This window comes from Micromonospora sp. NPDC000663, assembly GCF_042898105.1.
GTDB lineage: Bacteria > Actinomycetota > Actinomycetes > Mycobacteriales > Micromonosporaceae > Micromonospora.
Map to the genome: position 1 here is coordinate 159,133 of NZ_JBIAYR010000005.1, position 25,137 is coordinate 184,269.

Annotated in this window: 22 protein-coding genes, 1 other RNA gene and 1 pseudogene; 18 read left to right on the forward strand and 6 right to left on the reverse strand. The window is 71.6% G+C overall.

Annotation, left to right across the window (positions count from 1 at the left end):
- Positions 1-55: 55 nt before the first annotated feature.
- Positions 56-2,224 (forward strand): annotated as a pseudogene (locus ACFY1S_RS19290) (DEAD/DEAH box helicase); the annotation flags it as partial.
- Positions 2,224-3,132: an SWIM zinc finger family protein gene (locus tag ACFY1S_RS19295; protein WP_387119700.1), complete on the forward strand. Its 909-nt coding sequence runs from the start codon at positions 2,224-2,226 to the stop codon at positions 3,130-3,132. The pseudogene ACFY1S_RS19290 and the gene ACFY1S_RS19295, both read left to right, overlap by 1 nt.
- Before the next feature lie 4 nt (positions 3,133-3,136).
- Here the strand turns inward: ACFY1S_RS19295 and ACFY1S_RS19300 are convergent, their stop codons facing one another.
- On the reverse strand, positions 3,137-3,394 hold the full coding sequence (locus ACFY1S_RS19300) for a DUF3040 domain-containing protein (RefSeq protein ID WP_139586530.1): 258 nt from the start codon (positions 3,392-3,394) through the stop codon (positions 3,137-3,139).
- Positions 3,395-3,826: 432 nt separating this feature from the next.
- Between ACFY1S_RS19300 and ACFY1S_RS19305 the strand changes: the two genes are divergently transcribed.
- From ACFY1S_RS19305 to ACFY1S_RS19325, 5 genes are read left to right on the forward strand one after another with little or no spacing between them, the layout of a single operon-like run.
- Positions 3,827-5,911, forward strand: coding sequence for a DUF1800 domain-containing protein (locus ACFY1S_RS19305; protein ID WP_387119703.1), 2,085 nt, complete (start codon positions 3,827-3,829; stop codon positions 5,909-5,911).
- 8 nt (positions 5,912-5,919) lie between these two features.
- The gene (locus ACFY1S_RS19310; RefSeq protein ID WP_387119706.1) at positions 5,920-7,302 is read left to right on the forward strand and encodes a DUF1501 domain-containing protein; all 1,383 of its coding nucleotides are present in this window, start codon (positions 5,920-5,922) and stop codon (positions 7,300-7,302) included.
- Positions 7,299-8,714 (forward strand): ferric reductase-like transmembrane domain-containing protein, encoded by a 1,416-nt coding sequence (locus tag ACFY1S_RS19315; protein ID WP_387119708.1) that lies wholly within the window; start codon positions 7,299-7,301, stop codon positions 8,712-8,714. The genes ACFY1S_RS19310 and ACFY1S_RS19315 overlap by 4 nt, the downstream gene beginning before the upstream one ends.
- 12 nt (positions 8,715-8,726) lie before the next feature.
- Positions 8,727-9,338, forward strand: a complete 612-nt coding sequence (locus tag ACFY1S_RS19320) for an FMN-binding protein (RefSeq protein ID WP_387119711.1) — start codon at positions 8,727-8,729, stop codon at positions 9,336-9,338.
- A gap of 49 nt (positions 9,339-9,387) precedes the next feature.
- Entirely contained in the window at positions 9,388-10,110 is a 723-nt protein-coding gene (locus ACFY1S_RS19325; protein WP_387120269.1) for an FAD:protein FMN transferase, read from the forward strand.
- Between the two features lie 262 nt (positions 10,111-10,372).
- On the opposite strand, the gene ACFY1S_RS19330 is transcribed toward ACFY1S_RS19325, so the two are convergent.
- Positions 10,373-11,044 (reverse strand): bifunctional DNA primase/polymerase, encoded by a 672-nt coding sequence (locus ACFY1S_RS19330; protein ID WP_357991213.1) that lies wholly within the window; start codon positions 11,042-11,044, stop codon positions 10,373-10,375.
- Positions 11,045-11,294: 250 nt separating this feature from the next.
- On the opposite strand from ACFY1S_RS19330, the gene ACFY1S_RS19335 reads away from it, so the two are divergent.
- The 7 genes from ACFY1S_RS19335 (at position 11,295) to mctP (ending at position 18,062) form a co-directional block, all read left to right on the forward strand.
- The gene (locus ACFY1S_RS19335; protein ID WP_364362455.1) at positions 11,295-12,524 is read left to right on the forward strand and encodes a helix-turn-helix domain-containing protein; all 1,230 of its coding nucleotides are present in this window, start codon (positions 11,295-11,297) and stop codon (positions 12,522-12,524) included.
- Positions 12,525-12,540: 16 nt separating this feature from the next.
- Positions 12,541-13,113 carry a flavoprotein gene (locus ACFY1S_RS19340; protein ID WP_364362456.1) on the forward strand — a complete coding sequence of 191 codons (573 nt, stop codon included), beginning with the start codon at positions 12,541-12,543 and terminating at the stop codon, positions 13,111-13,113.
- 93 nt (positions 13,114-13,206) lie between these two features.
- Positions 13,207-14,079 (forward strand): Nif3-like dinuclear metal center hexameric protein, encoded by an 873-nt coding sequence (locus tag ACFY1S_RS19345; RefSeq protein WP_387119715.1) that lies wholly within the window; start codon positions 13,207-13,209, stop codon positions 14,077-14,079.
- Positions 14,069-14,806: a zinc ribbon domain-containing protein gene (locus ACFY1S_RS19350; protein ID WP_139587745.1), complete on the forward strand. Its 738-nt coding sequence runs from the start codon at positions 14,069-14,071 to the stop codon at positions 14,804-14,806. Before ACFY1S_RS19345 ends, ACFY1S_RS19350 begins: the two co-directional genes overlap by 11 nt.
- Positions 14,807-14,809: 3 nt before the next feature.
- The gene (locus ACFY1S_RS19355) at positions 14,810-15,949 is read left to right on the forward strand and encodes a bifunctional RNase H/acid phosphatase (protein WP_364362458.1); all 1,140 of its coding nucleotides are present in this window, start codon (positions 14,810-14,812) and stop codon (positions 15,947-15,949) included.
- 162 nt (positions 15,950-16,111) lie between these two features.
- Positions 16,112-16,354 (forward strand): DUF3311 domain-containing protein, encoded by a 243-nt coding sequence (locus tag ACFY1S_RS19360; RefSeq protein WP_387119718.1) that lies wholly within the window; start codon positions 16,112-16,114, stop codon positions 16,352-16,354.
- Between the two features lie 58 nt (positions 16,355-16,412).
- Complete coding sequence (gene mctP, locus ACFY1S_RS19365; protein ID WP_387119721.1) at positions 16,413-18,062, forward strand: monocarboxylate uptake permease MctP; 1,650 nt, start codon at positions 16,413-16,415, stop codon at positions 18,060-18,062.
- A 77-nt stretch (positions 18,063-18,139) separates the two neighbouring features.
- Here mctP and ACFY1S_RS19370 read toward each other — a convergent pair whose 3' ends face one another.
- Positions 18,140-18,601, reverse strand: coding sequence for a MarR family transcriptional regulator (locus tag ACFY1S_RS19370; protein WP_364362460.1), 462 nt, complete (start codon positions 18,599-18,601; stop codon positions 18,140-18,142).
- Positions 18,602-18,655: 54 nt separating this feature from the next.
- Here ACFY1S_RS19370 and ACFY1S_RS19375 point away from each other — a divergent pair, with 54 nt between their 5' ends.
- On the forward strand, positions 18,656-19,888 hold the full coding sequence (locus ACFY1S_RS19375; RefSeq protein WP_387119724.1) for an MFS transporter: 1,233 nt from the start codon (positions 18,656-18,658) through the stop codon (positions 19,886-19,888).
- Between the two features lie 145 nt (positions 19,889-20,033).
- Here the strand turns inward: ACFY1S_RS19375 and ACFY1S_RS19380 are convergent, their stop codons facing one another.
- Entirely contained in the window at positions 20,034-20,795 is a 762-nt protein-coding gene (locus ACFY1S_RS19380; protein ID WP_387119727.1) for a sulfite exporter TauE/SafE family protein, read from the reverse strand.
- 127 nt (positions 20,796-20,922) lie between these two features.
- Here ACFY1S_RS19380 and rnpB point away from each other — a divergent pair.
- Positions 20,923-21,338: RNase P RNA component class A (rnpB, locus tag ACFY1S_RS19385), an RNA gene on the forward strand.
- 113 nt (positions 21,339-21,451) lie between these two features.
- Here the strand turns inward: rnpB and ACFY1S_RS19390 are convergent.
- On the reverse strand, positions 21,452-22,300 hold the full coding sequence (locus ACFY1S_RS19390) for a helix-turn-helix transcriptional regulator (RefSeq protein WP_387119730.1): 849 nt from the start codon (positions 22,298-22,300) through the stop codon (positions 21,452-21,454).
- A 129-nt stretch (positions 22,301-22,429) separates the two neighbouring features.
- On the opposite strand from ACFY1S_RS19390, the gene ACFY1S_RS19395 reads away from it, so the two are divergent.
- Complete coding sequence (locus ACFY1S_RS19395) at positions 22,430-23,416, forward strand: aldo/keto reductase (RefSeq protein ID WP_387119733.1); 987 nt, start codon at positions 22,430-22,432, stop codon at positions 23,414-23,416.
- A 38-nt stretch (positions 23,417-23,454) separates the two neighbouring features.
- On the opposite strand, the gene ACFY1S_RS19400 is transcribed toward ACFY1S_RS19395, so the two are convergent.
- Entirely contained in the window at positions 23,455-24,156 is a 702-nt protein-coding gene (locus ACFY1S_RS19400) for a TetR/AcrR family transcriptional regulator (RefSeq protein ID WP_387119736.1), read from the reverse strand.
- 86 nt (positions 24,157-24,242) lie between these two features.
- On the opposite strand from ACFY1S_RS19400, the gene ACFY1S_RS19405 reads away from it, so the two are divergent.
- Entirely contained in the window at positions 24,243-25,121 is an 879-nt protein-coding gene (locus tag ACFY1S_RS19405; protein WP_387120272.1) for an aldo/keto reductase, read from the forward strand.
- The last annotated feature ends 16 nt before the right edge of the window (positions 25,122-25,137 follow it).

The window sequence follows — 25,137 nt, forward strand, 5'->3', positions numbered from 1 at the left end:
CGAGCCGATCCTGGCCACCCGTCCGACCGGCGACCCGCCGACGCCTGTGGACTCCGCCGCCGGCGGGCGGTGGCGGCTGGAGTTCGGGTTGCAGCCGGCCGACGAACCGGGACTGCACGTCGACGCCGGGCAGGTCTGGCGGGCGCCGCAGACCCTCGGCACCCTGGCCGGCCGCACGAACAGCCCGCAGGAGACGCTGCTCGCCGAGCTGGGCCGGGCCAGCCGGCTCTGGCCCGACCTGGACTCCGCGCTGCGGACCGCCGCCCCCGAGGCGATGGAGCTGGACGTCGACGGCGCGCACCGCTTCCTCAGCGAGGGCGCCCCGGTGCTGCACGCCGCCGGTTTCGGGGTGCTCCTGCCCTCCTGGTGGCAGCGCCGGTCGGCGCGGCTCGGCGCCCGGCTGCGCGCCCGAAGCCGTACCGCGCCCGGCACGGTGGCCAGCGTCGACGCCGGTGTCGGCCTGGACGCCCTCGTCGACTACCGCTGGGAGGTGGCGCTCGGGGACCAGCCGTTGACCGCCGACGAGCTGGCGGCGCTTGCCGAGATGAAGACCCCGCTGGTGCGGTTGCGCGGCCGGTGGGTCGAACTGGACCCGGGTCGCCTCGCGGCGGGCCTGCGTCTGCTCCGCTCGGCGGGCGAGCTGACAGTCGCCGACCTGCTCCGCCTCGGGCTGACCGACGGTGAGGACAGCGGGGCGTTGCCGGTGCTGGAGGTGACCGCCGACGGTGCGCTCGGCGACCTGCTCGCCGGTGCGGTCGAGCGTCGGCTCACCCCGCTGGACCCGCCGCCGGGCTTCGTGGGCACGTTGCGGCCGTACCAGCGGCGCGGGCTGGCCTGGCTGGCCTTCCTGCGCTCGCTCGGGCTGGGCGGTGTCCTCGCCGACGACATGGGACTGGGCAAGACGGTCCAACTGCTGGCGCTGCTCGCCGGTGACCCGCCGGACGCCGGGCCGACGCTGCTTGTCTGTCCGATGTCGCTTGTCGGCAACTGGCAGCGCGAGGCGGCACGGTTCACGCCGACGCTGCGTGTGCACGTACACCATGGGGCGGAGCGGGCGCGGGGGGCGGAGTTCACCGCGGCCGCGCACGGCGCGGACCTGGTCCTCACCACCTACTCGGTGGCCGCCCGCGACGCCGTCGACCTGGCCGGCATCGACTGGCACCGGGTGGTGGTGGACGAGGCACAGGCCATCAAGAACGCCTCCACCCGGCAGGCCGAGGCGGTCCGTGCGCTGCCCGCGCGGCAGCGGGTGGCGGTGACAGGTACGCCTGTGGAGAACCGGCTCGCCGACCTCTGGTCGATCATGCAGTTCGCCAACCCGGGCCTGCTGGGGCCGGCCGCGACGTTCCGCAAGCGGTTCGCCGAGCCGATCGAGCGCAACGGTGACGCCGAGGCCGCCGAGCGGCTGCGCCGGATCACCGGCCCGTTCGTGCTGCGCCGGCTCAAGACCGACTCGTCGATCATCTCCGACCTGCCGGAGAAGCTGGAGATGGAGGTGCTCTGCAACCTCACCGCCGAGCAGGCCGCCCTGTACCGGGTGGTGGTCGACGACATGCTCAACCGGATCGAGACCAGCGACGGCATCGAACGACGTGGGCTGGTGCTGGCCACCATGACCCGGCTCAAGCAGGTCTGCAACCACCCGGCCCAACTGCTGCGCGACGGCTCGGCGCTGGAGGGCCGCTCCGGCAAGCTGGCCCGGCTCACCGAGATCCTGGAGGAGGTCCTCGCGGCGGGGGAGCGGGCGCTGCTGTTCACCCAGTACGCCGAGTTCGGCGCGATGCTGCGCGGTCACCTGTCGGCCCGGTTCGGCCGGGAGGTGCTGTTCCTGCACGGCGGGCTCGGCAAGGCCGAACGGGACGCCCTCGTGCAGCGCTTCCAGTCGGCGGACGGTCCGCCGCTGTTCGTCCTGTCGCTCAAGGCCGGCGGCACCGGGCTCACCCTGACCGCCGCCAACCACGTGGTGCACGTGGACCGGTGGTGGAATCCGGCGGTGGAGGACCAGGCCACCGACCGCGCGTTCCGGATCGGGCAGCGGCGGCGGGTGCAGGTCCGCAAGTTCGTCTGCGCCGGCACGGTTGAGGAGAAGGTGGCCGCGCTGATCGCCGACAAGCGCAGTCTCGCCGAACGGGTGGTCGGCACGGGCGAGCAGTGGATCACCGAGCTGTCCACCGGGCAGCTGCGGGAGCTGTTCGCACTGGAGGCCGGCGCGGTGGTCGAGTGATGAGTACGGACCGGTTCGCCGACTACGGCCGTCCCCGACGGGTGGACGGAGGGCTGCGGGCGCGCAGCGCCCGGGGCGCCATCGGCAGATCCTGGTGGTCGCGGCGCTTCCTGGAGGTGCTGGAGTCGTTCGCGCTCGGCACCCGGCTGACCCGGGGCCGGTCGTACGCGCGGGCCGGTCAGGTGCTGCGCCTCGACGTCGCGCCGGGGCGGGTCAGCGCCGAGGTGCAGGGTTCCCGGCCGCAGCCGTACCAGGTCTCGATCGCGCTGACGCCGTTCCCGGCCGCGCTCTGGTCCCGGATCGAGACGCAGCTGGCCGGGCAGGCGTTCTTCAGCGCGCGGCTGCTCGCCGGGGACCTCCCCGACGAGTTGGAGGAGCTGTTCGTCGCCGCCGGGGCGCCGCTCTTCCCGACCGGCGTGGACGAGCTGACCCAGCGGTGCAACTGCCCCGACTTTGCGGTGCCGTGCAAGCACCTCGCGGCCACCTTCTATCTCCTGGCCGAGGCGTTCGACGCGGACCCGTTCGAGCTGCTGCACTGGCGCGGTCGGTCCCGGGCGGACCTGCTCGACCAGCTGCGCGCCCGTCGCGCCGAGGCCACCGGCACACCGCCACCGCCCGAACCGGACAGTCCGTCCACCCAGGACGACGTGGCGTCCGCTGTGGACGTACCGGCGTCGCCGGCCGGCGCGGCCCGTGCGCTCGCCGGCCTGTCCGCGACCCCGGTGGCCGAGGCGCCGGACCGGTTCTGGTCGCCGCCCGTGCCGCTGCCCGACCGGCCGCCGCGACTGGCGACCGGCCCCGATCTGCTGCTGCGTCAGCTCGGCCCACCGGCGCCGAGCATCGGCGGGCCGGGACTGCTCGAACGGCTGCGCCGTGCCTACCGGGCGTTCGGCCCGGCCGACAGGTGAGCCGTCACGTCCACCGGCGACGGAACCGCCACATGATCGCGGCGTTCGCCACCAGCACCACCGCGCAGATCGCCCCGGCGAGCCGGCCGGCGAACACGGTCATCGCCGGCAGCGACGCCCACAGCACGATCGTCAACAACATCAGGTAACGGCCCCTCCGGGCCCGGACCCGGTGGTCCAGCCGGGCGAAGAATGCCGGATCGCTCTCCCGGAGCTGACGGGTGATCTGGTCGAACCTGCGCTGATCCTCTTTGCTGAGCATGGCGCTGCCTTCCCCTCACGCGTTCAGCGGTTCGGCGGCATACCCGTTGCGGCGGCGGCTCACGCTCACCCTCTGCTGCTACTTTTGCCTCGCACGAGGGCGTCTCACGTCTGGCTTATCCGAACCTTAAGTTTGCCTGTGGTGGTGAACGGCGCGGAAAGTGCCGGGTACGCCCCCACGGTCCGATCCGTGCCCGGCTGCCGCGCGTACGCCCTGCTGGGAAGGTGCGGGGTCCACCCCGGCCGGCCGTACGCGGCGACCACGGTGGTGAGGGCTGTCTTAAGTGCCCCCACGAGGGCGTTCGGGCTGCCTTGAAGGCACCTGGGGCCTTGGTTACTTTGCCGTAGCAACCCCCTCAGGCAACAGTCGCCGCACCTGCCGCACCTGTCCGGTCGCAGCTTTCCGGCGCTCATCAGAAATCGGGATTGGTACATGGCCGACCAGAATGTGCCACCACGTCGACCGCGGGACGACCGCGGTTGGGACGGACGCCAGCACCACACCGCGGACGGGTACGCCGAGCACACCTCGTCCGCGCCGTACGGGTACGACTCGCCCCACCCCTACCAGGGCGGATACCCGGCGCAGGGTGACCCGCGCGAGCAGTACGCCGACGGCTACGCGCAGCCCGCTCCCGCCCCGCGTGGGCCGCAGTGGGTCGGCCCGGAGGGCCTCGGCCGCCCGGCCTCCGCCCGTACCGCGGGCGCCGGACTGCCCACCCTGGACGATGACGACGAGCCGGGTCGCAAGGTCGGCCGGCGCAAGGCCATGGTCGCGCTCGGCGGTACCGCCGCCGTCGTGGCCGGTGGCGCGGCGCTCGCCATGACCCCGCAGATCCGCAGCCTCTTCGGCGACGACGCGGCCGGCGACGCGACCGGCAGCACGGTCACCGACGGCACCGCGGCGCGGCCCAGCGGCCAGCAGCCCAGCACGGTGCGCACCTACACCGAGCAGAACGAGAGCTACATGGGCTCGCGCGCCGGTGAGGCGCTGAAGAAGAACGCGCCCACCGGTGGCCGGGCCTTCTCCGGTCCCGCCGCCGCGGCGGCGGAGACCAAGGTGACGGTCAAGACGGTGCTGGCGAAGGACCCGATCCTGCACCTGGCCCGGCGGGCCACCTTCGGCGCCACGCCCGCCGTGGTCTCCGACATCAAGAAGCTCGGCATCGACGGTTGGATCCGCTCCCAGATGGAGCCGGACAAGCTCGAACCGAGCAAGGCCGAGCTGAAGCTCGCCGAGCTGCCCACCCAGAAGCTCGACGTGCAGCAGTTGCGCACCCAGCGGGACCAGCTCAACGACCAGGGCGCCCAGCCGGAGCGGGAGATGGTCGACGCGACCATCGCCCGGCAGATCTGGTCCAAGCGCCAGCTGTTCGAGGTGATGGTCGACTTCTGGAACGACTTCCTGCACGTCGCCGCCGACTTCGACGGCGGTGAGGTGTACCGGAACTCCTTCGACAAGGACGTGGTGCGCAAGCACGCCCTGGGCAGCTACCCGGAGATGCTCGTCGCCGCGAACAGGCACCCGGCGCTGCTGATCTACCTGAACCAGAAGGACTCCCGCAAGGACGCCATCAACGAGAACCTCGCCCGGGAGAACCTGGAGCTGTACTCGGTGGGCGTCGACGGCGGCTACAAGGAGCCGGACGTCCGGCAGGCCGCCATGCTCCAGACCGGCCGTGGCGTCCAGGACGGCAAGTACGTCTTCCGGCCCGAGCAGCACTACGTCGGCAAGGTGAAGATCCTCGGCTTCACCCACGCCAACAACTCGTCGGACCCGAAGAAGGCCGAAGCGGCGATCGACGCGTACATCACCTACATCGCGCTGCACCCGTCGACCGCGAAGTACGTGGCGCAGAGCCTGGCCACCCGGTTCGTCTCGGACACCCCGCCGAAGTCCCTTGTGGACCGGCTCGCCAAGACGTACACCACCAACAACGGCATGATCAAGCCGGTGCTGATGACGCTGTTCAGCTCCTCGGAGTTCTGGGCGGCCGTGGGTCAGAAGGTGCGCCGGCCGATGGAGTACCTGGTCGCCACGTACCGCACCCTGGGCGTGTCGCCGGAGGCGTCGCCGAAGCACAACAACGGCGACAACAAGCGCACCCCGTTCGCCAGGGGCCTGCGGCAGATCCACGACAAGATGCGCGAGCTGGGCCACTTCCCGATGGGCCAGCCCACCCCGGACGGCTACCCGGACGTCTACGTCGCGTGGACGTCGGCCGGCACCATGCTCAACGGCTGGAACGAGGCAGGTGAGCTGCTCGCCGGCTACCGCACCGTGTTCACGTACACGGCGCCGGAGAAGCTGATCGCCAAGCCGCCGGCGACGGCCGGCGCGTACGTGGACGCGCTCTCCCTGCGCCTGGTGGGCCAGAAGCTGAGCACCAGGGAGAAGAACCTGATCCTCGGCGTGGCCGGTGTGGCGGCGACCGCCAAGGTCGACGCCACGTTCAACGGGGCCATCACCGCCGTCGCGCGGGCGATCCTCGCTTCCCCCCAGCACCACCTCCGGTGAGGCACCCGATGGAGAAGACTGTGTACAACTCTTTCCCCCTGCACCCCGAATGCCCGGACCTGCGGCGGTTGGCCGACAACCCGACCGAGGCGCTACTGCGTGCCGAGGCGGACATCGTCGCCGCCGAGAACGCCGCCGAGGCCGACAGGTACCGCACCCTGGAGGACCTGGAGGAGGCCCAGCAGGACGGTCGCGGCGTGACCCGGCGGACCTTCGTCGCCGGTGCCGCCGCCACCGCCACCGCCCTGGCCACCGCCCAGTTCGTCACCACGTCGGCGTCGTTCGCGGCGACCAAGACCGGCACCCTGATCCACGTCTTCCTCTACGGCGGGCTGGACGGGCTGAGCCTCGTCGCGCCGGACAACGACCCGGTGCTCGCCAAGGCCCGCCCCGACCTGCTGCTCGGCAGTGACTCGCTCGCCCTGAGCCGGGGCTTCAAGCTGACCAGTGCCTTCAAGCCGCTGGAGCAGTGGCTCAAGGCCGGCCAGTTGGGCTTCATCCCGGCCGTCTCCGACGAGCGGTTGTCGCGCAGCCACTTCCAGGCCGCGGACGCCTGCAACCTGGGTGGGCTGCCCAACGAGACCGGCGGCCGGGGTTGGCTCGACGGCCTGGTCGACAACCTCGGCAAGGGCACCGCGTTCCGCAGCGTCGGCATCGGCAGCACGCTGCCCCGCTCGCTCGTCGGCAACAACGGCGCGATCTCGCTGAACAGCGTCGGCTCGCTGCGACTCAACGGTGACGACCGGTTCCGGGCGGCCACCGAGAAGGCCATCAAGGGCCTCTTCACCGGGATCAACCACCCCGTCGAGGAGGCCGTGCAGGAGGGCATGGGTGCCCTGGCCACCGCGCAGAAGCTCGCCGCCAAGCCGTACCAGCCCGCCGAGGGCGTCACGTACGAGGGCGTCGGCCGGGCCTTCCAGCAGCTCGCCCAACTGATCAAGGGCGGCGCCAACGTCCGGGTCGCGACCGTCGGCATGGGTGGCTACGACACCCACGAGAACCAGGGCACCCGTGAGGGCGGCCAGCTGCACCGCCGGCTGAACGAGTTGGCCAAGGCGATGGCCGCGTTCTTCACCGACCTCGGCCCGCAGGCCGCCGACGTGACGGTCATGGTGTCCAGCGAGTTCGGCCGGCGGGTCGGCTCCAACGGCGGCGGCACCGACCACGGCCACGGCGGCGTGATCACCGTCCTGTCCGGCAAGAAGCTGGCCGGCTCGCTGCTGGGCACCTGGAACGGTCTGGACAAGCTGGACTCCGGCGACGTGCCGGAATACAACAACATGTTCAACGTGTACGGCTCCCTGGCACAGGGCCGGTTCGGGCTCACCAACGCGGAGGTGCAGAAGGTGTTCCCCCGCATGAAGTACGCCCCGATGAAGCTGTACGCGTGACGTACCCGCACACCCACGCCGCCGGCCGCCGCACCGGGACCTCGTCCCGGCACGGCGGCCGGTCGGCGCCCGTGCCCCCGCAGATCCCGGCCCGGCGCGGACCCGGCGGCCGGCGGCTGCTGGCCGCGCTGCTCCTGGTCGGCCTGCTCGCCAGCGTGCTGCCGTGGTGGCTGGGCACCCCCGCCGGCTCGCTGCGCAGCAGCGCGGCCACCCTCACCGCGGCCGGCCGGATCACCGGCCTGGTCGCCGGGTACCTGCTGCTCGTGCAGGTGCTCATGATGAGCCGGCTGCCGGTGCTGGAACGGTGGATCGGCGGCGAGCAGATGGCCCGCTGGCACCGCGACATCGGCGCGACCCTGCTGGTCGCCGTGCTGGCGCACATGTCGCTGATCCTCGTCGGCTACGCGGACCTGCGGAACTCCTCGATCATCGACGAGGTGGGCACGCTGCTCGGCGACTACGAGGACATGCTGTCCGCGTTCGCCGCCGCCGCCATCATGCTGGCCGTCGGGTTCAGCAGCATCCGGGCCATCCGGCGGGCGCTGCCGTACGAGCTGTGGCACCTGCTGCACCGCTCCAGCTACCTGGTGCTGCTGCTCGGCTACGGGCACCAGTTCACCCACGGCGCGCAGCTCTACCGGCCCGGCCCGGTACGCACCGGCTGGATCGCCCTCTACCTGCTGGTGGTCGCCGCCCTGCTGTGGGGTCGGGTGATCGGGCCGCTGGCGTTCAACATGCGCTACAAGCTGCGGGTCGCCGACGTGGTGGCGGAGAGCCCCGACACCATCTCCATCTACCTGACCGGCGAGCGACTGGGCCGGCTGGCGATGCTCGGCGGCCAGTACTTCCGCTGGCGGTTCCTCACCCGGGGCTGCTGGTGGCAGTCGCACCCGTTCTCCGTCTCGGCCGCCGCGAACGGCCGCTGGCTGCGGCTCACCGTCAAGGTGGTCGGCACGCACACCGGGGACCTGCGCGACCTGGAACCGGGCACCCGGGTCTGGGCGTCCGGCCCGTCCGGCACGTTCACGGCCGCGCACCGGACCCGGGAACGGGCGCTGCTGATCGCCGGCGGCAGCGGTATCACGCCGATCCGGGCGATGCTCGAGGAGTTGCCGCCGGGCGCCGCGCTCATCTACCGGGCCCGCACACCCGCCGACGTGCTGCTCAGCCGCGAACTGGACTGGCTGGCCCAGGAACGCGACACCTCGCTCTGGTACGTCATCGGCTCCCGCGACGACCCCGGCCCCCGCCAACTCATGAGCCCGGACGGGCTGCGCCAGCTCGTGCCCGACGTGGCAAGGCGCGACGTCTACCTGTGCGGGCCGCCCGGGCTGGTGGAGCAGTCGGTGCGCGCGCTACGCCGCGCCGGAGTGCCCCGCCGGCAGATCCACCTGGCCACCTTCGAACTGTAGGGAAGGCATCGCATGCGTCGCGCGTTCCTCGCGATCACCGGCCTGGCGGCCAGCACCACCGCGCTTGTGGTGCTCAAGGGTTCACCGGACGCCACCCAGGTCGCCCAGAACCTGCCGACCGCCCAGCCGGTCAACCCCTCCGGGGCGGGCACCGACCCGAGCCTCGCCCCGGACGCCCCGGGAGTCGACCCGGCGGCCGCGGCACCGAAGCCGTCGGGAAGCGCCGACCCGTCCACGTCGCCCAAGCCGGGCAAGACCACCGCCCGACCCTCGGGCACGAAGACGACCACCAAGGCCCCCTCCGCGCCGAAGACCACCACCAAGGCGCCGCAGTCGACCACCCGGCGGGTCACCGGGCCGCCTGTCGACACCTCCGGACGGTACGGGGCCGTCACGGTCCAGATCGTCATCTCCGGCACCCGCATCGTGGATGCCGTCGCGCTCTCCCTGCCCAGCGGGGACGAGTCGGACATCCACAGCGCCGACGTTCGGAGCAGCTACGACGGCAGCGGTGGCGAGGTCGTCAAGAAGCAGAGCGCCAATCTCAACACCGTCTCCGGTGCCACCTCGACCAGCAACGCCTACAAGCAGTCCCTGCGGGCCGCCATCGAGCAGGCGTTCTGACGTGCGGGCCGCGCTGACCCGACCGGGGTTGTGCCGGGTCGAGCAGATCATGGGTACGGCGATCACCCTCGACCTCGCCGACGACCTGCCGCCCGGGCGCCTGCACGAGCTGGCCGACCAGGTCTTCGCCTGGATGCGCGAGGTGGACGCCCGGTTCAGCACGTACCGGGCGGACAGCGAGGTGAGCCGCTTCGACAGGGGCGAGGTGCTGCTCTCCGAGGCGTCGGCGGACCTGCGGTTCGTGCTGGAGGCGTGCGCCGACCTGTGGGGTGACACCGACGGGTTCTTTGACGCGTACGCCACCGGACGGCTCGACCCGTCCGGCTTCGTGAAGGGCTGGGCGGCGCAGGTCGCCTCCGACCGGCTGCTCGCCGCCGGGGCGGGCAACCACTGCGTAAACGCCGGCGGCGACGTGCGGGTGCGGGGCCTGTCCCCGTCCGGGGAGCCGTGGCGGATCGGCATCCGGCACCCGTGGGACGCGATGGAGGCCTGCCTGGTGCTCAGCGGCACCGACCTGGCCGTGGCCACGTCCGGCGTCTACGAGCGGGGACGGCACGTGCTGGACCCGCGCCGGGGCGCACCGGCCGGTGGGCTGCGATCGGTGACAGTTGTCGGCACCGACCTGGGGGTCGCCGACGCGTACGCCACCGCCGCCCTGGCCATGGGGGTCACCGGTATCGGTTGGCTGGACCGCCTCGACGACCACACCCATGCCGTCATCACCGACGACGCCCGGCAGTACCACTCCGCAGGCCTGCCCGTGACCGACTAGCGCAGCGGTCGGTGGGTGCCAGCGGGTCGGGAGCCGGTGGGGCGCGGGCGGCCCGGCCGCGAGCCGGACGGACGGGTGCCGGCCCAGCGGTGTCGCGGGTTGCCGCGCCGGGGCGGTTCCGTCCCGCCGGGATGCGACGCTCTGTCGTTGGTGGACATCGTTCCCCCGTTCGTGGCGCTCGTTCGCGCCGTCCCCCTGTCAACGAGGACCGGCGCCCCGGCGACGCTGTCGGCCACCGGATGGATCGGTGGCTCGGCCGGTGTCACATGCCGCGCCGGGGCAGCGGCAGGTGACCGGGGAACAGGTCGGGTGCGAGCGTCACGCCGCTGGCCCGCAACGCCTCGATGAGTGTGTTCTGCACGAGGTACGAGTCGGGAAGCTGCCAGCGGGCCTGCTCCGGGGCGACCGCCCAGCGGACCGTCCCCTCCGGCAGCCGGGTGGGTGGCGCCGGAATCCACGAGCCCGGCCCGTGCCGGACCACGTGGAAGCAGTGCTCCAGCTCCGGGCGCAGCGGGTCGCCGGGGCGGACCAGGAACATCCACCGCCCGGTGGGGGTGACAAGCACCGGACCGCGGACGCCGGTGCCGGCCGGGTGGATCTGCACCGCGTCGAGCACGTGCCGGCCGAGGTTGGCGGGCACCTCCAGCACGTCGAAGGCGCGACCGGTGGGCAGCAGTACGCCGTGCGGGCGGTTACGCCACCAGGTCGCCACCCGGGCCGGGTCGGCGCTGGCGGCCAGCTCCCAGTTCTCCAGGGCGGGGTGGCAACCCACCGTGGGACAGCCGGCCCGGCCGCAGACGAAGCGGCTGCGAGCCAGACAGGCGCCGGGCGTGACCTCCCACCCGTGTACGGCGTACCGGATGGCGACCCGGCGCAGCCGTACGCGTTCCAACGGCGACAGTTCGGCGACGCGCGGTCCGACGTTCCCCCACATGTGTGCCATCTCCCCTCGTCGGGCCCGGCGGACGCCAGGTCGCAGTTCGAGCACCGTCACTGCCGTAACCCACGATCGTTGAGGTTGACGAACGGCTCATGCAACTTGCACGAAAAGTACGAGGACTGGCTGTACGGCTGACGCACACTCTGTGCGACCAGCGAAAACCTGAAGACGCACGACGGATCGCCGCACCCGCGGACATCGTCCCGGCCCCCTGGGTCGGTGGCGGCAGGGGAGGGATGGGGAGATGGACGAGCTACCCATAGGGCGACGAGTGGCCTACTGGCGGGGTCGGCGCAAGATGTCGCAGCAGGTCTTCGCCGATCGGCTGGGCAAGTCGAAGAGCTGGGTGGACAAGGTCGAGCGGGGCGTCCGCCGACTGGACAAGTTCTCCGTCCTCTACGAGATCGCCGACATCCTCCAGATGGACGTCCAACTGCTCCTGGGTAAGGATCCGGAGCGCCGGGCCGACGCGCTGAACTGCATCGACCAGGTCGAGGTGCAGGAGATCCGGGCGGCGTTGGAACGGTACGACTCGATGAGCGCGTACTTCGACGCGGCGCCGTACCCGCCGCCGCTCGACGACATGCGCAAGGCTGTCAACCACGCCTGGCTCACCTACCAGTACGGCCGCTACGGGATGCTCACCCGGGCGCTGCCCAAGCTGCTGCGTGACGCCCAGGCGGCCGACGCCGCGTACGGCGGGGAGCACGCGGCTGAGGCGGCCCACCTGCTCGGGCAGGTCTACCAGATCGCGTCGTCGGTGCTGCGCAAGCTCGGCGAGTGCGAGCTGGCCTGGCTGGCCGCCGACAGGTCGATGGCCGTTGCCCAGCGGGCCGACGACCCGCTGCTGGCCGGCATCGCCACCACCCGGGTCTGCAACGCGCTCGTCGCGATGGGCCGGGCCCGGCCGGCGCTGGAGCTGAACGTCCAGATCGCCAACCGGCTGGCCCCCACCGGCAGCGCCATGGTGTCCCCGGCCCAGCTCTCCGTCTACGGGATGCTGCTTCTCCAGGGCGCGATGGCGGCCTCGCGCATCGGTGACTCGGCGAGCGTCGACGACCTGATCAACGGTGCCGCGGAGGCTGCCGCCCGGCTCGGCGGCGACCACAACCACTACTGGACCTCGTTCGGCCCGACGAACGTGGAACTGCACCGGGCCGCCGCCGCCGTGGAGCTGGGCGACGGGGGTCGGGCGGTGGAGGTGCACCAGCTGCGCATCCCGGAGCCCGCCTTCAACGCGTTGCTCCCCGAACGCCGCGCGCACCACCTGCTCGACATCGCCCGCGGGTACGCCCAGATCGGCGACGTGGCGAACGCGGGCGAGGCGCTGCTGCGCGGTGACCGGCTCGCCGCGTCGGAGATCCGCTGCCGGCCCATCGCGCACGAGGTGATGTCGGACATCCTTCGTCGCACACGTGGTGCGCCGCCTTCTCCGATTGCGGAGTTGGCTGAGCACATGGGAGTAGGGGTATGAGCGCGGAGCCGGTCTGATGGCCGGTTCACCGCACACCAGCGGGCACCGCGAGGTGCTCTACGTCATCGCCTGCGGTTCACCGCTGGCCAGCAAGGTGGGGCACCTGGTCGACCTGGCCCAGCAGGACGGCTGGGACGTCTGTGTGGTCGTCACACCGGACGGGGCCAAGTTCGTCGACCAGGCCGCCCTGGTCCGGCAGACCGGCCACCCGGTGCGGACGCACTACAAGAATCCCGGAGACCCGGACGTCCTGCCGCCCGCCGACGCCATGATCGTCTGCCCGGCCACGGTCAACACCGTCAACAAGTGGGTGGCCGGGATCGCCGACACACTCGCCCTCGGGTTGCTTGTCGAGGCGCAGGGCAAGGGCATCCCCATCATCGCGGTGCCGTACACCAACGCCGCGATGGCCGCCCATCCGGCGTTCCGGGCCGGCGTGGCCCGGCTGGCCGACTGGGGTGTCACGGTGCTCTTCGGTGACCACGTCGTCGCCCTGCACCCGCCGGGGACGGGCGAGCAGCACCTGCACGCGTTCCCGTGGCAGTTGCCGTTGACCGCGCTGCGCAGCGTCTCCTGCCGCGTCGCCTGACCACCCGGCGGCGTGCCCCGCCCGTCGCCCACCCGGCGCGGCCGGGCCGGGCGTCGCCGCCCGGTGGCCCGTACGCCGGTAAGCTGGCCCGCCGTGAGCACAATCGGAACCACCCCCACGGTGGCCGACGTGGTGGCCGAGCTGGAACGGCGCTACCCGCCGGCCTGGGCGGAGGAATGGGACCGCGTGGGCCTGGTGCTCGGCGAGCCGGCCGCCCCGGTGCGCCGGGTGCTCTGCGTGGTCGACGTGGTGCCCGAGACGGTAGCCGAGGCCCTGGCCGCAGGCGCCGACATGATCGTCGCGCACCACCCGCTGCTGCTGCGCGGGGTCTCCTCGGTGGCGCCGACGACGTTCAAGGGGCGCATCGTCCACCAGTTGATCCGCGCCGGGGTGGCGCTGCACGTGGCGCACACAAACGCCGACGTGGCCTGCCCGGGTGTCTCCGACGCCCTCGCCGCCCGGTTCGGCCTGACCGGGCTCCGCCCGCTGCAACGGCCGGCGCCCGGCTCGCCCGCGACAGGCGACGACCGGGGCTTCGGCCGGATCGGTGAGCTGCCCCGCCCGATGACCCTCGCCGAGCTGACCCGGCACGCCGCCGCCGTGCTCCCCGTCACGTCCTGGGGAGTTCGCGCCGCGGGGGATCCCGGGCGTATGGTTCGTACCCTCGCCGTCAGCGGCGGGTCGGGGGACAGCTTCCTCGGCGCCGCGACCGCCGCCGGGGTGGACGCGTTCCTCACCGCCGACCTGCGGCACCATCCGGCCGGCGAGCACCTCGCCGCCGATGGTCCCGCCCTGATCGACGCCGCCCACTGGGCGACCGAACGACCGTGGCTGGACGACCTGGCCGCTCTCCTGCGGGAAGCGCTGGACGTCGAGACGCTGGTGTCCGACCTGGACACCGACCCGTGGACAGTGCACGCCGCCGCACCCGTTGTGGACGACAAGGAGCCCGACCGTGAAGGCTGACCCCCAGGTGCAGCGCCGCCTGCTCGACCTCCAGGCGATCGACACCAATCTCGCCCAGCTCGCCCACCGCAGGCGTTCGCTGCCGGAGCGGGCCGAGCTGGAGGCGCTGGCCCGGGAGTTGTCGTCGCTGGAGGACGACCGGGTCCGCGCCCAGGTGGCGGTCGACGACCTGGACCGGGACATCGCCCGGTTGGAGAAGGACGTCGAGCAGGTCCGTGCCCGCAAGGAGAAGGACCAGAACCGGCTGGCCGCCGGCACCGGGCCGGCCCGGGAGCTGGAGGCGCTCCAGCACGAACTGGTCTCGCTGAACCGGCGCCAGGGCGACCTGGAGGACGCCGAGCTGGAGCTGATGGAGCAGCGGGAAACCGCCCAGGGCGTACTGGACGGCGTGGAGCAGCGACTGGCCGACACCCGGGACAAGCGGGCCGCCACCGAGCAGCGCCGCGACGACGCGCTGGCCGAGATCGCCAAGGAGGAGGAGTTCAAGCGGGGCGCCCGTCAGCCGCTCGCCGCCGACCTCCCGGCCGACCTGGTCGCCCTCTACGACAAGATCCGCGAGGACACCGGGCTGGGTGCCGCGCTGCTCACCGCGGGCCGCTGCGGCGGCTGCCGGTTGGAGCTGTCCGGCGCCGACCTGGCCCGGATCCGCAAGGCCGCCCCCGACGACGTGGTCCGCTGCGAGGACTGCCGACGGATCATGGTCCGCACCAACGAGTCGGGTCTGTAGGTCGTGGCGCCGCGCGTGGTCGTGGTGGAGGCCGACGGCGGGTCCCGGGGCAATCCGGGGCCGGCCGGCTACGGCGCGGTGGTGCGCGACCCGGAGACCGGCGAGGTGCTCGCCGAGCGCTCCGAGTCGCTCGGCACCGCGACGAACAACGTGGCCGAGTACCAGGGCCTGATCGCCGGCTTGAGCGCCGCCGCCGAGTTGGGTGCCGCCGAGGTGGACGTCCGGATGGACTCCAAGCTGGTGGTCGAGCAGATGTGCGGCAGGTGGCAGATCAAGCACCCAGGTCTGCGTCCGCTCGCCGCCCAGGCGGCCGGGCTGGTGGGCCGGTTCACGGCGGTGCGGTTCGCGTGGATTCCCCGCGAGCAGAACCGGCACGCCGACGCGCTCGCGAACGCCGCGATGGACGCCGCCGCCGGCCGACCCACGCGTACCCCGACGACTGGCCAACCTCCGGCGACGCCGGCCACCGGCAGCGACCCGGCGACCGCGCCGGCGTCGTGGGAGCCGCGACCGAGCTTCACCGCAACCCGGCTGATCCTGGTCCGGCACGGCGAGACCGAGTACACCGAGCAGCGGCGGTACTCCGGCCGCGGCGACGTGCCGCTCTCCGAGCGCGGCCGGGCACAGGTCGCGGCCACCGCCACCCGGGTGGCCGCGCTGGCCCCGTCCGTCGCGGCGGTGCTCAGCTCACCGCTGTCCCGGTGTACGGCCACCGCCGCGGCGATCGCCGAAGCGCTCGGCGACGTGCCGGTGCGGACGGAGGACGACCTGATCGAGTGCGACTTCGGTGAGTGGGAGGGGCGCACCTTCGCCGAGGTACGCGAACGGTGGGCGGGGGAGATGGACGCCTGGCTCGCCTCTCCCCGGGTCGCCCCGCCTGGGGGTGAGTCGTTCACCCAGGTCGCCGAACGCGCGCACCGCGTGATCGCCGGGCTCGTCACGTCGTACCCCGGGGAGACCGTCGTGGTCGTCTCGCACGTGTCGCCGATCAAGCTGGTGCTGCGCGACGCCCTCGCGGCCGGCGACGGCTTCCTGCACCGGCTCTTCCTGGACGCGGCAGGCATCTCACTTGTCGACATGTGGCCCGACGGTGGCGTCGCGGTGCGCACGGTCAACGACACCGCCCACCTCCCGGCCGGCTGAGCCCGCCCACCTCCACTCCACCCGGCCGGTCGGTCGCGCCGTTCGGCGCAGCCGGCCGGCCGCTCGGCGCAGCACCCTCCGAGCAGGAGCAGTGACCGCCATCACAGGGTCGTAGCCTCCGGCCGTTACATCGAGAGCCTCGACTCCCCGGAGGTGTGTCAGATGGCTGCACCGGAACCGGAGGCGCCCACCACGGCGCCGACCAGGGCTAAGGATCACAGCCCCTGGAACTGGTTGCTCTTCATCCCCATCGTGGTGCCGCTGATCCCGGTCTTCTTCAATGGCGACTCGCCCCGGGTGTTCGGCTTCCCGCGTTTCTACTGGCTGCAACTGGCGTTCATCCTGCTCGGCGTCGGCACCACGACGCTTGTGTACCAGATGACCAAGAAGCGAGGACACCGGTGAGCGCGAGGAGTGAGCCGGGCTTGCGAGCCCCGCAGTCGCGAACGAAGGAGGTCCAGTGATGTGGCGCGACCATCTCACCGAGATCATCGTCTTCTCGTTCCTGTTCCTGCTGGTCAGCGTGATGGGCTTCGTGGCCGCCCGCTGGCGGGCGCCGAAGGACATGGCCCACCTGGACGAGTGGGGTCTGGGCGGGCGCAGCTTCGGCGGCTGGATCACCTGGTTCCTGGTCGGCGGTGACCTCTACACGGCGTACACCTTCGTGGCGGTGCCGGCGCTGATGTTCGGCGCGGGCGCGGCCGGGTTCTTCGCCGTGCCGTACACGATCGTCATCTACCCGCTGGTCTTCCTGGTGCTGGTCCGGCTCTGGTCGGTGTCGCACCGGCACGGGTTCGTGACGCCCGCCGACTTCGTCCGCAACCGGTTCGACTCGCCGGTGCTGGCGCTGCTGATCGCGATCACCGGCATCGTCGCCACCATGCCGTACATCGCGTTGCAGCTGGTCGGCATCGAGGCGGTGCTCAAGACGATGGGCGTGACCGGCGACAACGCGCTGGCCCGGCACCTGCCGATCATCATCGCGTTCGCGATCCTGGCCGCCTACACCTACCAGTCGGGGCTGCGCGCCCCGGCTCTGATCGCGTTCGTCAAGGACAGCCTGATCTACATCGTCATCCTGGTGGCGGTCATCTACCTGCCCTACAAGCTGGGCGGCTGGGGAGACATCTTCGCCGCAGCGGACGCGAAGTTCGACGCGTCACCCAACCCGAACGACGGCATCCTGCTCAACGGCAACAACCAGCTCCAGTACGTGACGCTGGCGCTCGGTTCGGCGTTGGCGCTCTTCCTCTACCCGCACAGCATCACAGGTGTGCTGGCCAGCCGGAACCGCGACGTGATCAAGCGCAACATGTCGGCGCTGCCCGCGTACAGCCTGCTGCTCGGGCTGATCGCGCTGCTCGGCTACATGGCCATCGCGGCCGGGGTCAAGCCGCTGCCCGGCAACTCGGCCGGGTCGGTGGACAACAACACGATCGTCCCGCTGCTGTTCGACCAGCAGTTCCCGAACTGGTTCGCCGGTGTGGCGTACGCGGCCATCGGCATCGGCGCGCTGGTGCCGGCGGCGATCATGTCGATCGCGGCGGCGAACCTGTTCACCCGCAACATCTACAAGGAGTACCTGAAGCGGGACGCCTCCCCTGCCCAGGAGGCCAACGTCTCGAAGATCACCTCGCTGGTGGTGAAGGTCGGCGCGGTGGCCTGCATCGTCTTCCTCGACCCGCAGTTCTCCATCGACCTCCAGCTGATCGGCGGCGTGATCATCCTTCAGACGCTGCCGGCGGTGGCGCTGGGCCTCTACACCCGCTGGTTCCACCGCACCGGGCTGATCGTCGGCTGGGCGGTCGGCATGGGGCTGGGCATGTGGATGCTCTACCAGGTGGCCAGCCCGACGAAGAAGCATTTCGGTGGGTCGGCGTTCCCGCTGTCCGAGTTCGGCTTCGACACCACCAGGACGATCTACGTCGGCATCGTGGCGGTGTTGGTGAACCTGGCCGTCGCGGCGCTTGTCACCCTGGCGCTGCGGGCCGCGAAGGTCGACGAGGGTGTCGACGGCACCGAGCCGGACGACTACTTCGCCGACGAGGGCGACCCCCGCGTCACCCCGGGCACCGACCGCGACGCCGAGTCGGCCCGCGAACCGGTCGCCTGAGATCGGGTACGCGCCCGGGCGCCGACGTGGGTCGGTGCCCGGGCGTTGCCTGTCCCGCGCCCCTCCTGGGGCGGGGGTCAGCGGGGGCGGTTGCGGTTTATCAGGGCCTGGTTGAGGCGGCCCAGGAGGGTCGCCAGGGCGGCCCGGTCCTCGGCGTTCCAGTCGGCCAGCATGTCGCCGTAGAGCCGGGTGCGGGCGGCCTGCACGGCGGCCATCCGTTGCAGGCCGGCCGGGGTGGGGGAGATGACCGTGCCCCGGCCGTCCGTCGGGTCGGGGGCGCGGACGATGAGGCCGTCGCGTTGCAGGGCGGAGACCTGCCGGGTCACCGTCGACCCGTCCAGGTTGAGCCGGGCGGCGAGCGCGGAGACGTTCTGCGGGCCGGCGTCGGCCAGGTGGCGCAGGATGACGTACGCCGCGCGGTCGAGCACCCGGTGCTCGGCGGTGCCGGTGGCCCGCCGGGTGGCCTCGCCGAAGCGCATCAGCAGGGCCACCTCGGTCTCGATCCGGCCGAGGGTGGTCTCGTCGTCGTCAGCACTCATAGCTGTATGATACAGGATAAGTACCTGTAATATACAGCTAATTGAGGAGTCGGAGTGGATCGGCGTTCCGAACCGAACCGCAGTGCCATCTACGCCACCACACTGGTGGCCTTCCTCGCCATCGCCGGCATCGCCGTCGTCGACCCGATCCTGCCGGCCATCGGCGAGGCGATCGGGGTCACCGCCTGGCAGGTCGAGCTGCTGTTCACCGCGTACATCGCGGTCATGGCCCTCGGCATGATCCCGGCGACGCTCGCCAGCGGACGGTTCGGCTTCAAACCGGTGCTCGTCACCGGCGTCTCCGTGGTCGGCCTGGCCGCGATCCTCGCCTCGTTCAGCGACAACATCGTCCAACTGTCGGTGCTGCGGGGCGTCTGGGGCCTGGGCAACGCGATGTTCTTCGCCACCGCCATGGTGGTGCTGGTCAACCTCGCCCTGGACCGGGAATGGGTGGTCGGCCTCTTCGAGACCGCCCTCGGACTCGGCTTCGCCGTCGGCCCCCTCATCGGCGGCCTGCTCGGCGAGATCAGCTGGCGGCTGCCGTTCTTCGTCTGCGGCGTCTTCATGGTCCTCGCCCTCGGTGTGGCCGCCAGCAAGCTCCGTGAACCCACCAACAGGCAGGCCCCGGTACGCGTCGGCCAGATCTTCGCCACGTACCGCCGACCGGCGTTCATCGCGCTCTGCGCGGTCACCGCGGCGTACAACTTCGTGTTCTTCGTGGTGCTCGGCTACACGCCCCTCTTCCTCGGCCTCGACGTCATCCCGCTGGGGCTGGCGTTCACCGGGTGGGGGCTCGGTCTGGCCGCCGGCATCCTGGTGATCGGTCACCGCCTGGCCCACCGGATCGGCGCCGTGCAGACCGTCGGCGTGGCCATCGCCGGCCTGCTGGTCTGCATGGTCCTCTTCGCCACCTCCACCAGCACCGCCGAGGCGCTCGTCGTGCTGGTGCTCTCCGGGCTCTGCATGGGCCTCGCCAACGCCAACCTCACCGACCTGGCGCTCGGCCTCGGCTCCAGCGACCGCAGGCTCGCCACCGGCGCGTTCAACCTGGTCCGCTGGGGTGCCGCCGCGCCGGCGCCGATCATCTCCGGCAAGCTCGCCGAGCACTCGCTGTCCCTGCCGTACTGGGTCGGCTTCGGGGTGCTCGCCGTCGGCGTGCTCGTCTACCTGGCCTTCGCGCACGTGATGGCCGCCGGCTACGGCGAACGGGTCCTCTGGTCCCGCTGGAACCGCGCCGCCGCCGACACCGAACACGCCCCCGAAGAGCCGGTAGGCGAGGCCTACTGACCGCCGTCCCCTTGGCGGCGCCGCCGCTCAAGATCCGCACACTTTCGGGGAAACTGCTGCCTCCGTCGCCGCTGAAGCAGCAGTTTCCCTGAAGTAGCGCAGATCTTGAGCGGCGGTGTCGCGGGCGAGGGGCGTCGTGGCGGCGTCAGTTCAGGGCGCGCCACAGCAGGTAGAGCCCGATCGTCGTGCCGAACACCACGATCATGGTCTTGAGCACCACCGACGGCAGCCGGCGGACCAGCCGGGCGCCCGCGTACCCCCCGATCAGGGTGGCCGGCGCGACCACCGCGACGGCCGCCCAGTTCACCGGGCCGAACAGGGCGAACACCACGAGCGTGGTCAACCCCACAAGCGCGGAGAGCAGATTCTTGATCGCGCTCACCCGCACCAGCGTCGCGTCCAGCACCAGGGCCAGTCCGGCGACCAGCATCACCCCGAGGGCCGCGCCGAAGTACCCGCCGTACACCGCACCCAGCCCGACCATCGTCTGCACGGCGACCGTCCGCTGCCGTGGCGACAGATCCCGGGGATGCCCGACCAGCCGACGCAGCGGATCCTGAAAGGCCAGCACCGCTGTCGCCCCGAGCACCAGAAACGGTACGACCAGCTCGAACGCGCGAGCCGGAGTCGCCAGCAGCAGCAACGCCCCGAGGATCGTGCCGACGATCGTGGTCGGCACAAGGGTGGCCAGCGCACGGGGGCGCGGCAGGTCCTGCCGGCTGCCCGCCACACTGGCCAGATACCCGGGGAACACCGCGACGGAGTTGCTGACGTTCGCCGGCACCGGCGGCAGACCAGCCGCGATCATCGCCGGAAAGGTGATCAGCGAACCGCCACCGGCCACCGCGTTGACCGTGCCAGCGGCGAGACCGGCGGCGAGCAGCAGCGCGGCGTGGGAGAGATCCATAGCCCCACGAGGCTAGCCGCCGCCCCGCGAGACGGATTCGCCGGATCTCCCACGAGCTGCGCGATCTTGCCCAGGCGGGGCGGCAATACCTGCGGCACGCACGTCGTTAGGATGAGAGCGCGACGGACGAGTCGACCGGGCGGTCGCGTCGGCGGGTTCCGGCCCGCCGCCGAGGAACGTCCGGACTCCACAGGGCAGGGTGGTTGTTAACGGCAACCCGGGGCGACCCGCGGGACAGTGCCACAGAAAACAGACCGCCGACCCCATCGGGGACGGTAAGGGTGAAACGGTGGGGTAAGAGCCCACCAGCACCCCGGGTGACCGGGGTGGCTCGGTAAACCCCACCCGGAGCAAGGCCAAGCAAGGGCCGTCACCGCAAGATGACGACCCGGCGCAGACGCTTGAGGGCTGCCCGCCCGATGTCTGCGGGTAGGCCGCTGGAGCCTGCCGGCAACGGCAGGCCGAGATGGATGGCCGCCGCCGGCGCAAACCTTCAGGGGTACGCGCCGCGCACAGAATCCGGCGTACAGGTCGACTCGTCCGTCGCCCACCAGGCCGCCTGGGACGCCGTGCACCCGGCTCACCCGCTCAAGGCTGCATGGCGAGGGCAGCGCATGGCCGTGTTTGTGTAGCTCGGCGGAAGTTTGCGACAGGGGTCAGTGCGGCACGGCGGCCGGGAACTCCTCGATCCCCAGCACGCGCAGCAGCTCAAGCTTCTCCCGGGCCTCGGCGTCGGCCGGGGTCAGCACCAGCAGTTGCTGGCCGAGGTCGGGGGTGACCAGGGTCTCGCAGTCCATCCTGACGCGGCCCACGCGCGGGTGCATGAACGTCTTGCGGTCCGCCCGGCGCACCGCCACCTCGTGCTCGGCCCACAGCCGCCGGAAATCGTCGCTCGCCGCCCGCAATCGTTCGATCAGGCCGGTCACGGCCGGGTCGCCGGCCCGCCGGCCAGCCACGGCGCGCAGGTCGGCGACCTGCTGGCGGGCGTGGCGTTGCCACTCCTCGGGGCCGTGGAGGTCGCGGATGGCCGGGTCGGTGAAGTAGCGGTAGGCGACGTAGCGGCGGTCACCGGTCAGCCCGGTGTGGTCGCCGCTGAGCAGGATCGACATGCGGTTCTGCGCCAGGACCTCGCCGAGGTCGGACAGGACCATGGCGGGGGTGTCGCCCACCAGGTCGAGCAGGCGGACCAGGCCGGTCCGGGCCAGGCGGGCGGTGCCGTCGGCGGGCGGCGGCTGGTGGCCGGCCAGGTGGAACAGGTGGTTTCGCTCGTCGTCGGTCAGGCGCAGGGCCCGGGCCAGGGCGCCGAGCAGCTGGGTCGACGGCTGGCTGCTGCGGCCCTGCTCAAGACGGACGACGTAGTCGACGGACATGCCCGCGAGCAGGGCGACCTCCTCGCGGCGCAGGCCGGCGGTGCGGCGACGGGGACCGTCGGCGATGCCGACCTCGGCGGGGCGGATGGCCTCGCGCCGGCGTCGCAGGAAGTCGGCGAGCTGCTCACGCTGCATGCCTCCATGCTGCCCCGGGGACTGGGCACCCAGCCAGGGAGCGGCGCTCCCACGATAAGCGCTCCGCTGCCGGCGGGCCGGAAAGCGGCGCAGGGTGGAGCTGACATCGACCGATGAGGGAGAGTTTCGATGCAGACACGCACTCTGGGCAACACGGGTCCCACGGTTTCCGCGGTGGGGCTGGGGGCGATGAGCATGTCGGGCACGTACGGCCCGGCCGATCGCGAGGAGAGCATCGCCACCGTACGGGCCGCGCTGGACGCGGGGGTCACGCTTGTCGACACAGGCGACTTCTATGGCATGGGGCACAACGAGCTGCTGCTGTCGGAGGCGTTGCGGGGACGCGACCGGGACAGCTACCTGCTGAGTGTGAAGTTCGGGCAGCAAATGGGGCCGGGCATGCGGTTTGCCGGTCAGGACTCCCGCCCGGCTTCGGTGCGGAACTTCCTCAGCTACTCGCTGACCCGGCTGGGCGTTGACTACGTGGACATCTACCGGCCTGCGCGGTTGGACCGGTCGGTGCCGGTCGAGGACACGATCGGCGCGATCAAGGAGATGATCGACGCCGGTTACGTGCGGTACGTGGGGCTCTCCGAGGTCGACGCGGAGACCGTCCGGCGGGCGCACGCCGTACATCCGATCGCTGATCTTCAGATTGAATATTCGCTGCTGTCGCGGGCGGTTGAGGCAGACGTGCTGCCCACGCTGCGGGAGTTGGGCATCGGGCTGACCGCGTACGGGGTGCTGGGCCGTGGCCTGCTCTCGGGAAACTGGGTGCCGGCGCGGGCGGACGATCCGCGTAACCGCAGTCCCCGCTTCTCCGCCGAGAACGCGTCGCACAACCTCGCCCTGGTGGAGGCGTTGCGCCGGGTCGCCGACGCCAAGGGGTGCACGGTGGCGCAGTTGGCGATCGCGTGGGTGGCGGCGCAGGACCCGTCCATCGTTCCGCTGGTCGGTGCGCGCACCCGGCAGCGGCTGACCGAGGCGTTGCCGGCGCTGGACGTACAGCTGTCGGCCGATGATCTCGACCAGATCGAGGCGGCCGTGCCGAAGGGTGCCGCGCGCGGTGACCGTTACCCGGCGGCGTTCATGTCGAGCCTCGGCGTCGGCAACTAGGCCGTGTCTGACAATTGGCCTTCGAGGGCCGGCTCGTCCTAGCGGGCGAGCTGCTGGAGCCAGTCCTGCAGGAGTGCGGTCTCGACGGGGCGGAGCGGGACGACAGCTGGATCCGCCCCGCCGAGGGCGGCATCGAGCGCGAGGGCGCGAGCGGCGAGGGTGGAGTCCGGGGCTGGGCTCGTGTCGGTGGTCAGGGCGTCGATGAGTGCTTCTCGCATGCGCGGTGAGACCTCCGGGTCGCGTTCGCTCTCGGGGATGCCGATCAGGGAGAGCGTGGTGCCGGTTACCGCTGCCAGCGTGAGGTGGGCGGCTAGGACGGGCGGCACCCGTAGGCGGCCGTGGGAGGCGGCGCGGCCGAGGAACGTCATGAGGAGTTCCTGAGCCTCCCGCGCGGCGGGTGGGCGCCGGCCGGGGCGGTCGGTGCCGTACATCAGCAGGTAGAAGGCGGGGTGTTTCAGGCCGAACTCGACATGCATGTCCCATCCGCGGCGCATGTCGTCGACCGGGTTGCCGCTCGACGACAAGGTGTGCTTCTGCGCCAGGTAAAGGTCGAAGGCGTGGATGGCCAGCGCCGAAAGGAGCCCGTCCTTGTCGCCGAAGAGCTGGTACAGGGAGGCGGCACGGATGCCTGCCGCCGCTGCGACGGCGCGGGTGGAGAGCGCCTCCGCGCCCTTTCGTTCCAGGAGCTCGGCTGCGACTTCCAGGATCTGCCGCCGGCTGCGGGTCTTCGCATCATCCACGGTTGCAATGCTACGGCATAAGGCGTATCACTGGTTCGGTCAGCGATACGGTAAATGCCGTCGCAGTGATACAGCAGGAGAGATCGATGAATCGTGTGGGATACGGAGCCATGCAGCTCGCGGGCCCTCAGGTCTGGGGATTCCCGGACGACCCGGAGGCGGCGCGGCGGGTGTTGCGCCTGGCTGTCGAGCTGGGCGTGACCTTCTTCGACACCGCGAACGCCTACGGGCCACGAACGGTGAACCAGCTGATCGGGCAGGCGCTGGGACCGATCCCCGAGGGCGTGATCGTGGGCAACAAGGTCGGCGCAGAGCGCGGCCCGGACAAGTCCTGGGTCGTCGACGGTCGCCCGGAGACGGTCCGGCGGCAGGTTCACGAGGCCCTTACCGACATGGGAACGGACGCGAGCGAGCTGACCTACCTCCGACTCGTCGGCGACACCCCCGGCGCGCACCAGGACGTACCGCTGGAGGAGTCGCTCGGCGTACTCGTCCAGCTGCGAGACCAGGGGCTGATCCGCCGCATCGGCCTGTCCGGCGCGTCCCCGCAGATGCTGGCCCGCGCCCAGCAGATGACGCCCATCGCGGCGGTGCAGAACCGCTTCAACCTGCTTGACCGCAGTGGCGTCCAGGTCCTCGCCGACTGCGAGACCCAGGGCATCCTCTTCATCCCCTACTTCCCGCTGGCCGCCGGACGGCTCAGCGGCCACCAAGAGCTGACCGGCCCGGCAGAGCGTCTAGGTGCCACACCAGCCCAGATCGCACTGGCCTGGCTGCTGCGCCGTTCGCCCTCCATGGTCGTCATCCCCGGCACGAGCAGTACCGACCACCTGCAGTCCAACATCGCAGCTTCCGACGTTGCCGAACAATTGACCGACACCGAGGTCGCGCGCCTGACCGGACTCGTCGACGAGTCGCAAGCGGTCCTCGGTCAGCCCACGCCCCCCGCTCATGGCCACCGCTGAAAGGGCCCCGGGGATA

Excerpts from the sequence above, each read along its gene's own strand:
- ACFY1S_RS19325 (WP_387120269.1), top strand. The coding sequence starts at position 9,388 with ATGGGTACGGCGATCACCCTCGACCTCGCCGACGACCTGCCGCCCGGG.
- ACFY1S_RS19320 (WP_387119711.1), top strand. The coding sequence starts at position 8,727 with ATGCGTCGCGCGTTCCTCGCGATCACCGGCCTGGCGGCCAGCACCACC.
- ACFY1S_RS19360 (WP_387119718.1), top strand. The coding sequence starts at position 16,112 with ATGGCTGCACCGGAACCGGAGGCGCCCACCACGGCGCCGACCAGGGCT.
- ACFY1S_RS19390 (WP_387119730.1), bottom strand. The coding sequence starts at position 22,300 with ATGCAGCGTGAGCAGCTCGCCGACTTCCTGCGACGCCGGCGCGAGGCC.
- mctP (WP_387119721.1), top strand. The coding sequence starts at position 16,413 with ATGTGGCGCGACCATCTCACCGAGATCATCGTCTTCTCGTTCCTGTTC.
- ACFY1S_RS19330 (WP_357991213.1), bottom strand. The coding sequence starts at position 11,044 with ATGTGGGGGAACGTCGGACCGCGCGTCGCCGAACTGTCGCCGTTGGAA.
- ACFY1S_RS19395 (WP_387119733.1), top strand. The coding sequence starts at position 22,430 with ATGCAGACACGCACTCTGGGCAACACGGGTCCCACGGTTTCCGCGGTG.
- ACFY1S_RS19405 (WP_387120272.1), top strand. The coding sequence starts at position 24,243 with ATGAATCGTGTGGGATACGGAGCCATGCAGCTCGCGGGCCCTCAGGTC.
- ACFY1S_RS19340 (WP_364362456.1), top strand. The coding sequence starts at position 12,541 with ATGGCCGGTTCACCGCACACCAGCGGGCACCGCGAGGTGCTCTACGTC.
- ACFY1S_RS19335 (WP_364362455.1), top strand. The coding sequence starts at position 11,295 with ATGGACGAGCTACCCATAGGGCGACGAGTGGCCTACTGGCGGGGTCGG.
- ACFY1S_RS19370 (WP_364362460.1), bottom strand. The coding sequence starts at position 18,601 with ATGAGTGCTGACGACGACGAGACCACCCTCGGCCGGATCGAGACCGAG.
- ACFY1S_RS19295 (WP_387119700.1), top strand. The coding sequence starts at position 2,224 with ATGAGTACGGACCGGTTCGCCGACTACGGCCGTCCCCGACGGGTGGAC.
- ACFY1S_RS19305 (WP_387119703.1), top strand. The coding sequence starts at position 3,827 with ATGGCCGACCAGAATGTGCCACCACGTCGACCGCGGGACGACCGCGGT.
- ACFY1S_RS19300 (WP_139586530.1), bottom strand. The coding sequence starts at position 3,394 with ATGCTCAGCAAAGAGGATCAGCGCAGGTTCGACCAGATCACCCGTCAG.
- ACFY1S_RS19380 (WP_387119727.1), bottom strand. The coding sequence starts at position 20,795 with ATGGATCTCTCCCACGCCGCGCTGCTGCTCGCCGCCGGTCTCGCCGCT.
- ACFY1S_RS19310 (WP_387119706.1), top strand. The coding sequence starts at position 5,920 with ATGGAGAAGACTGTGTACAACTCTTTCCCCCTGCACCCCGAATGCCCG.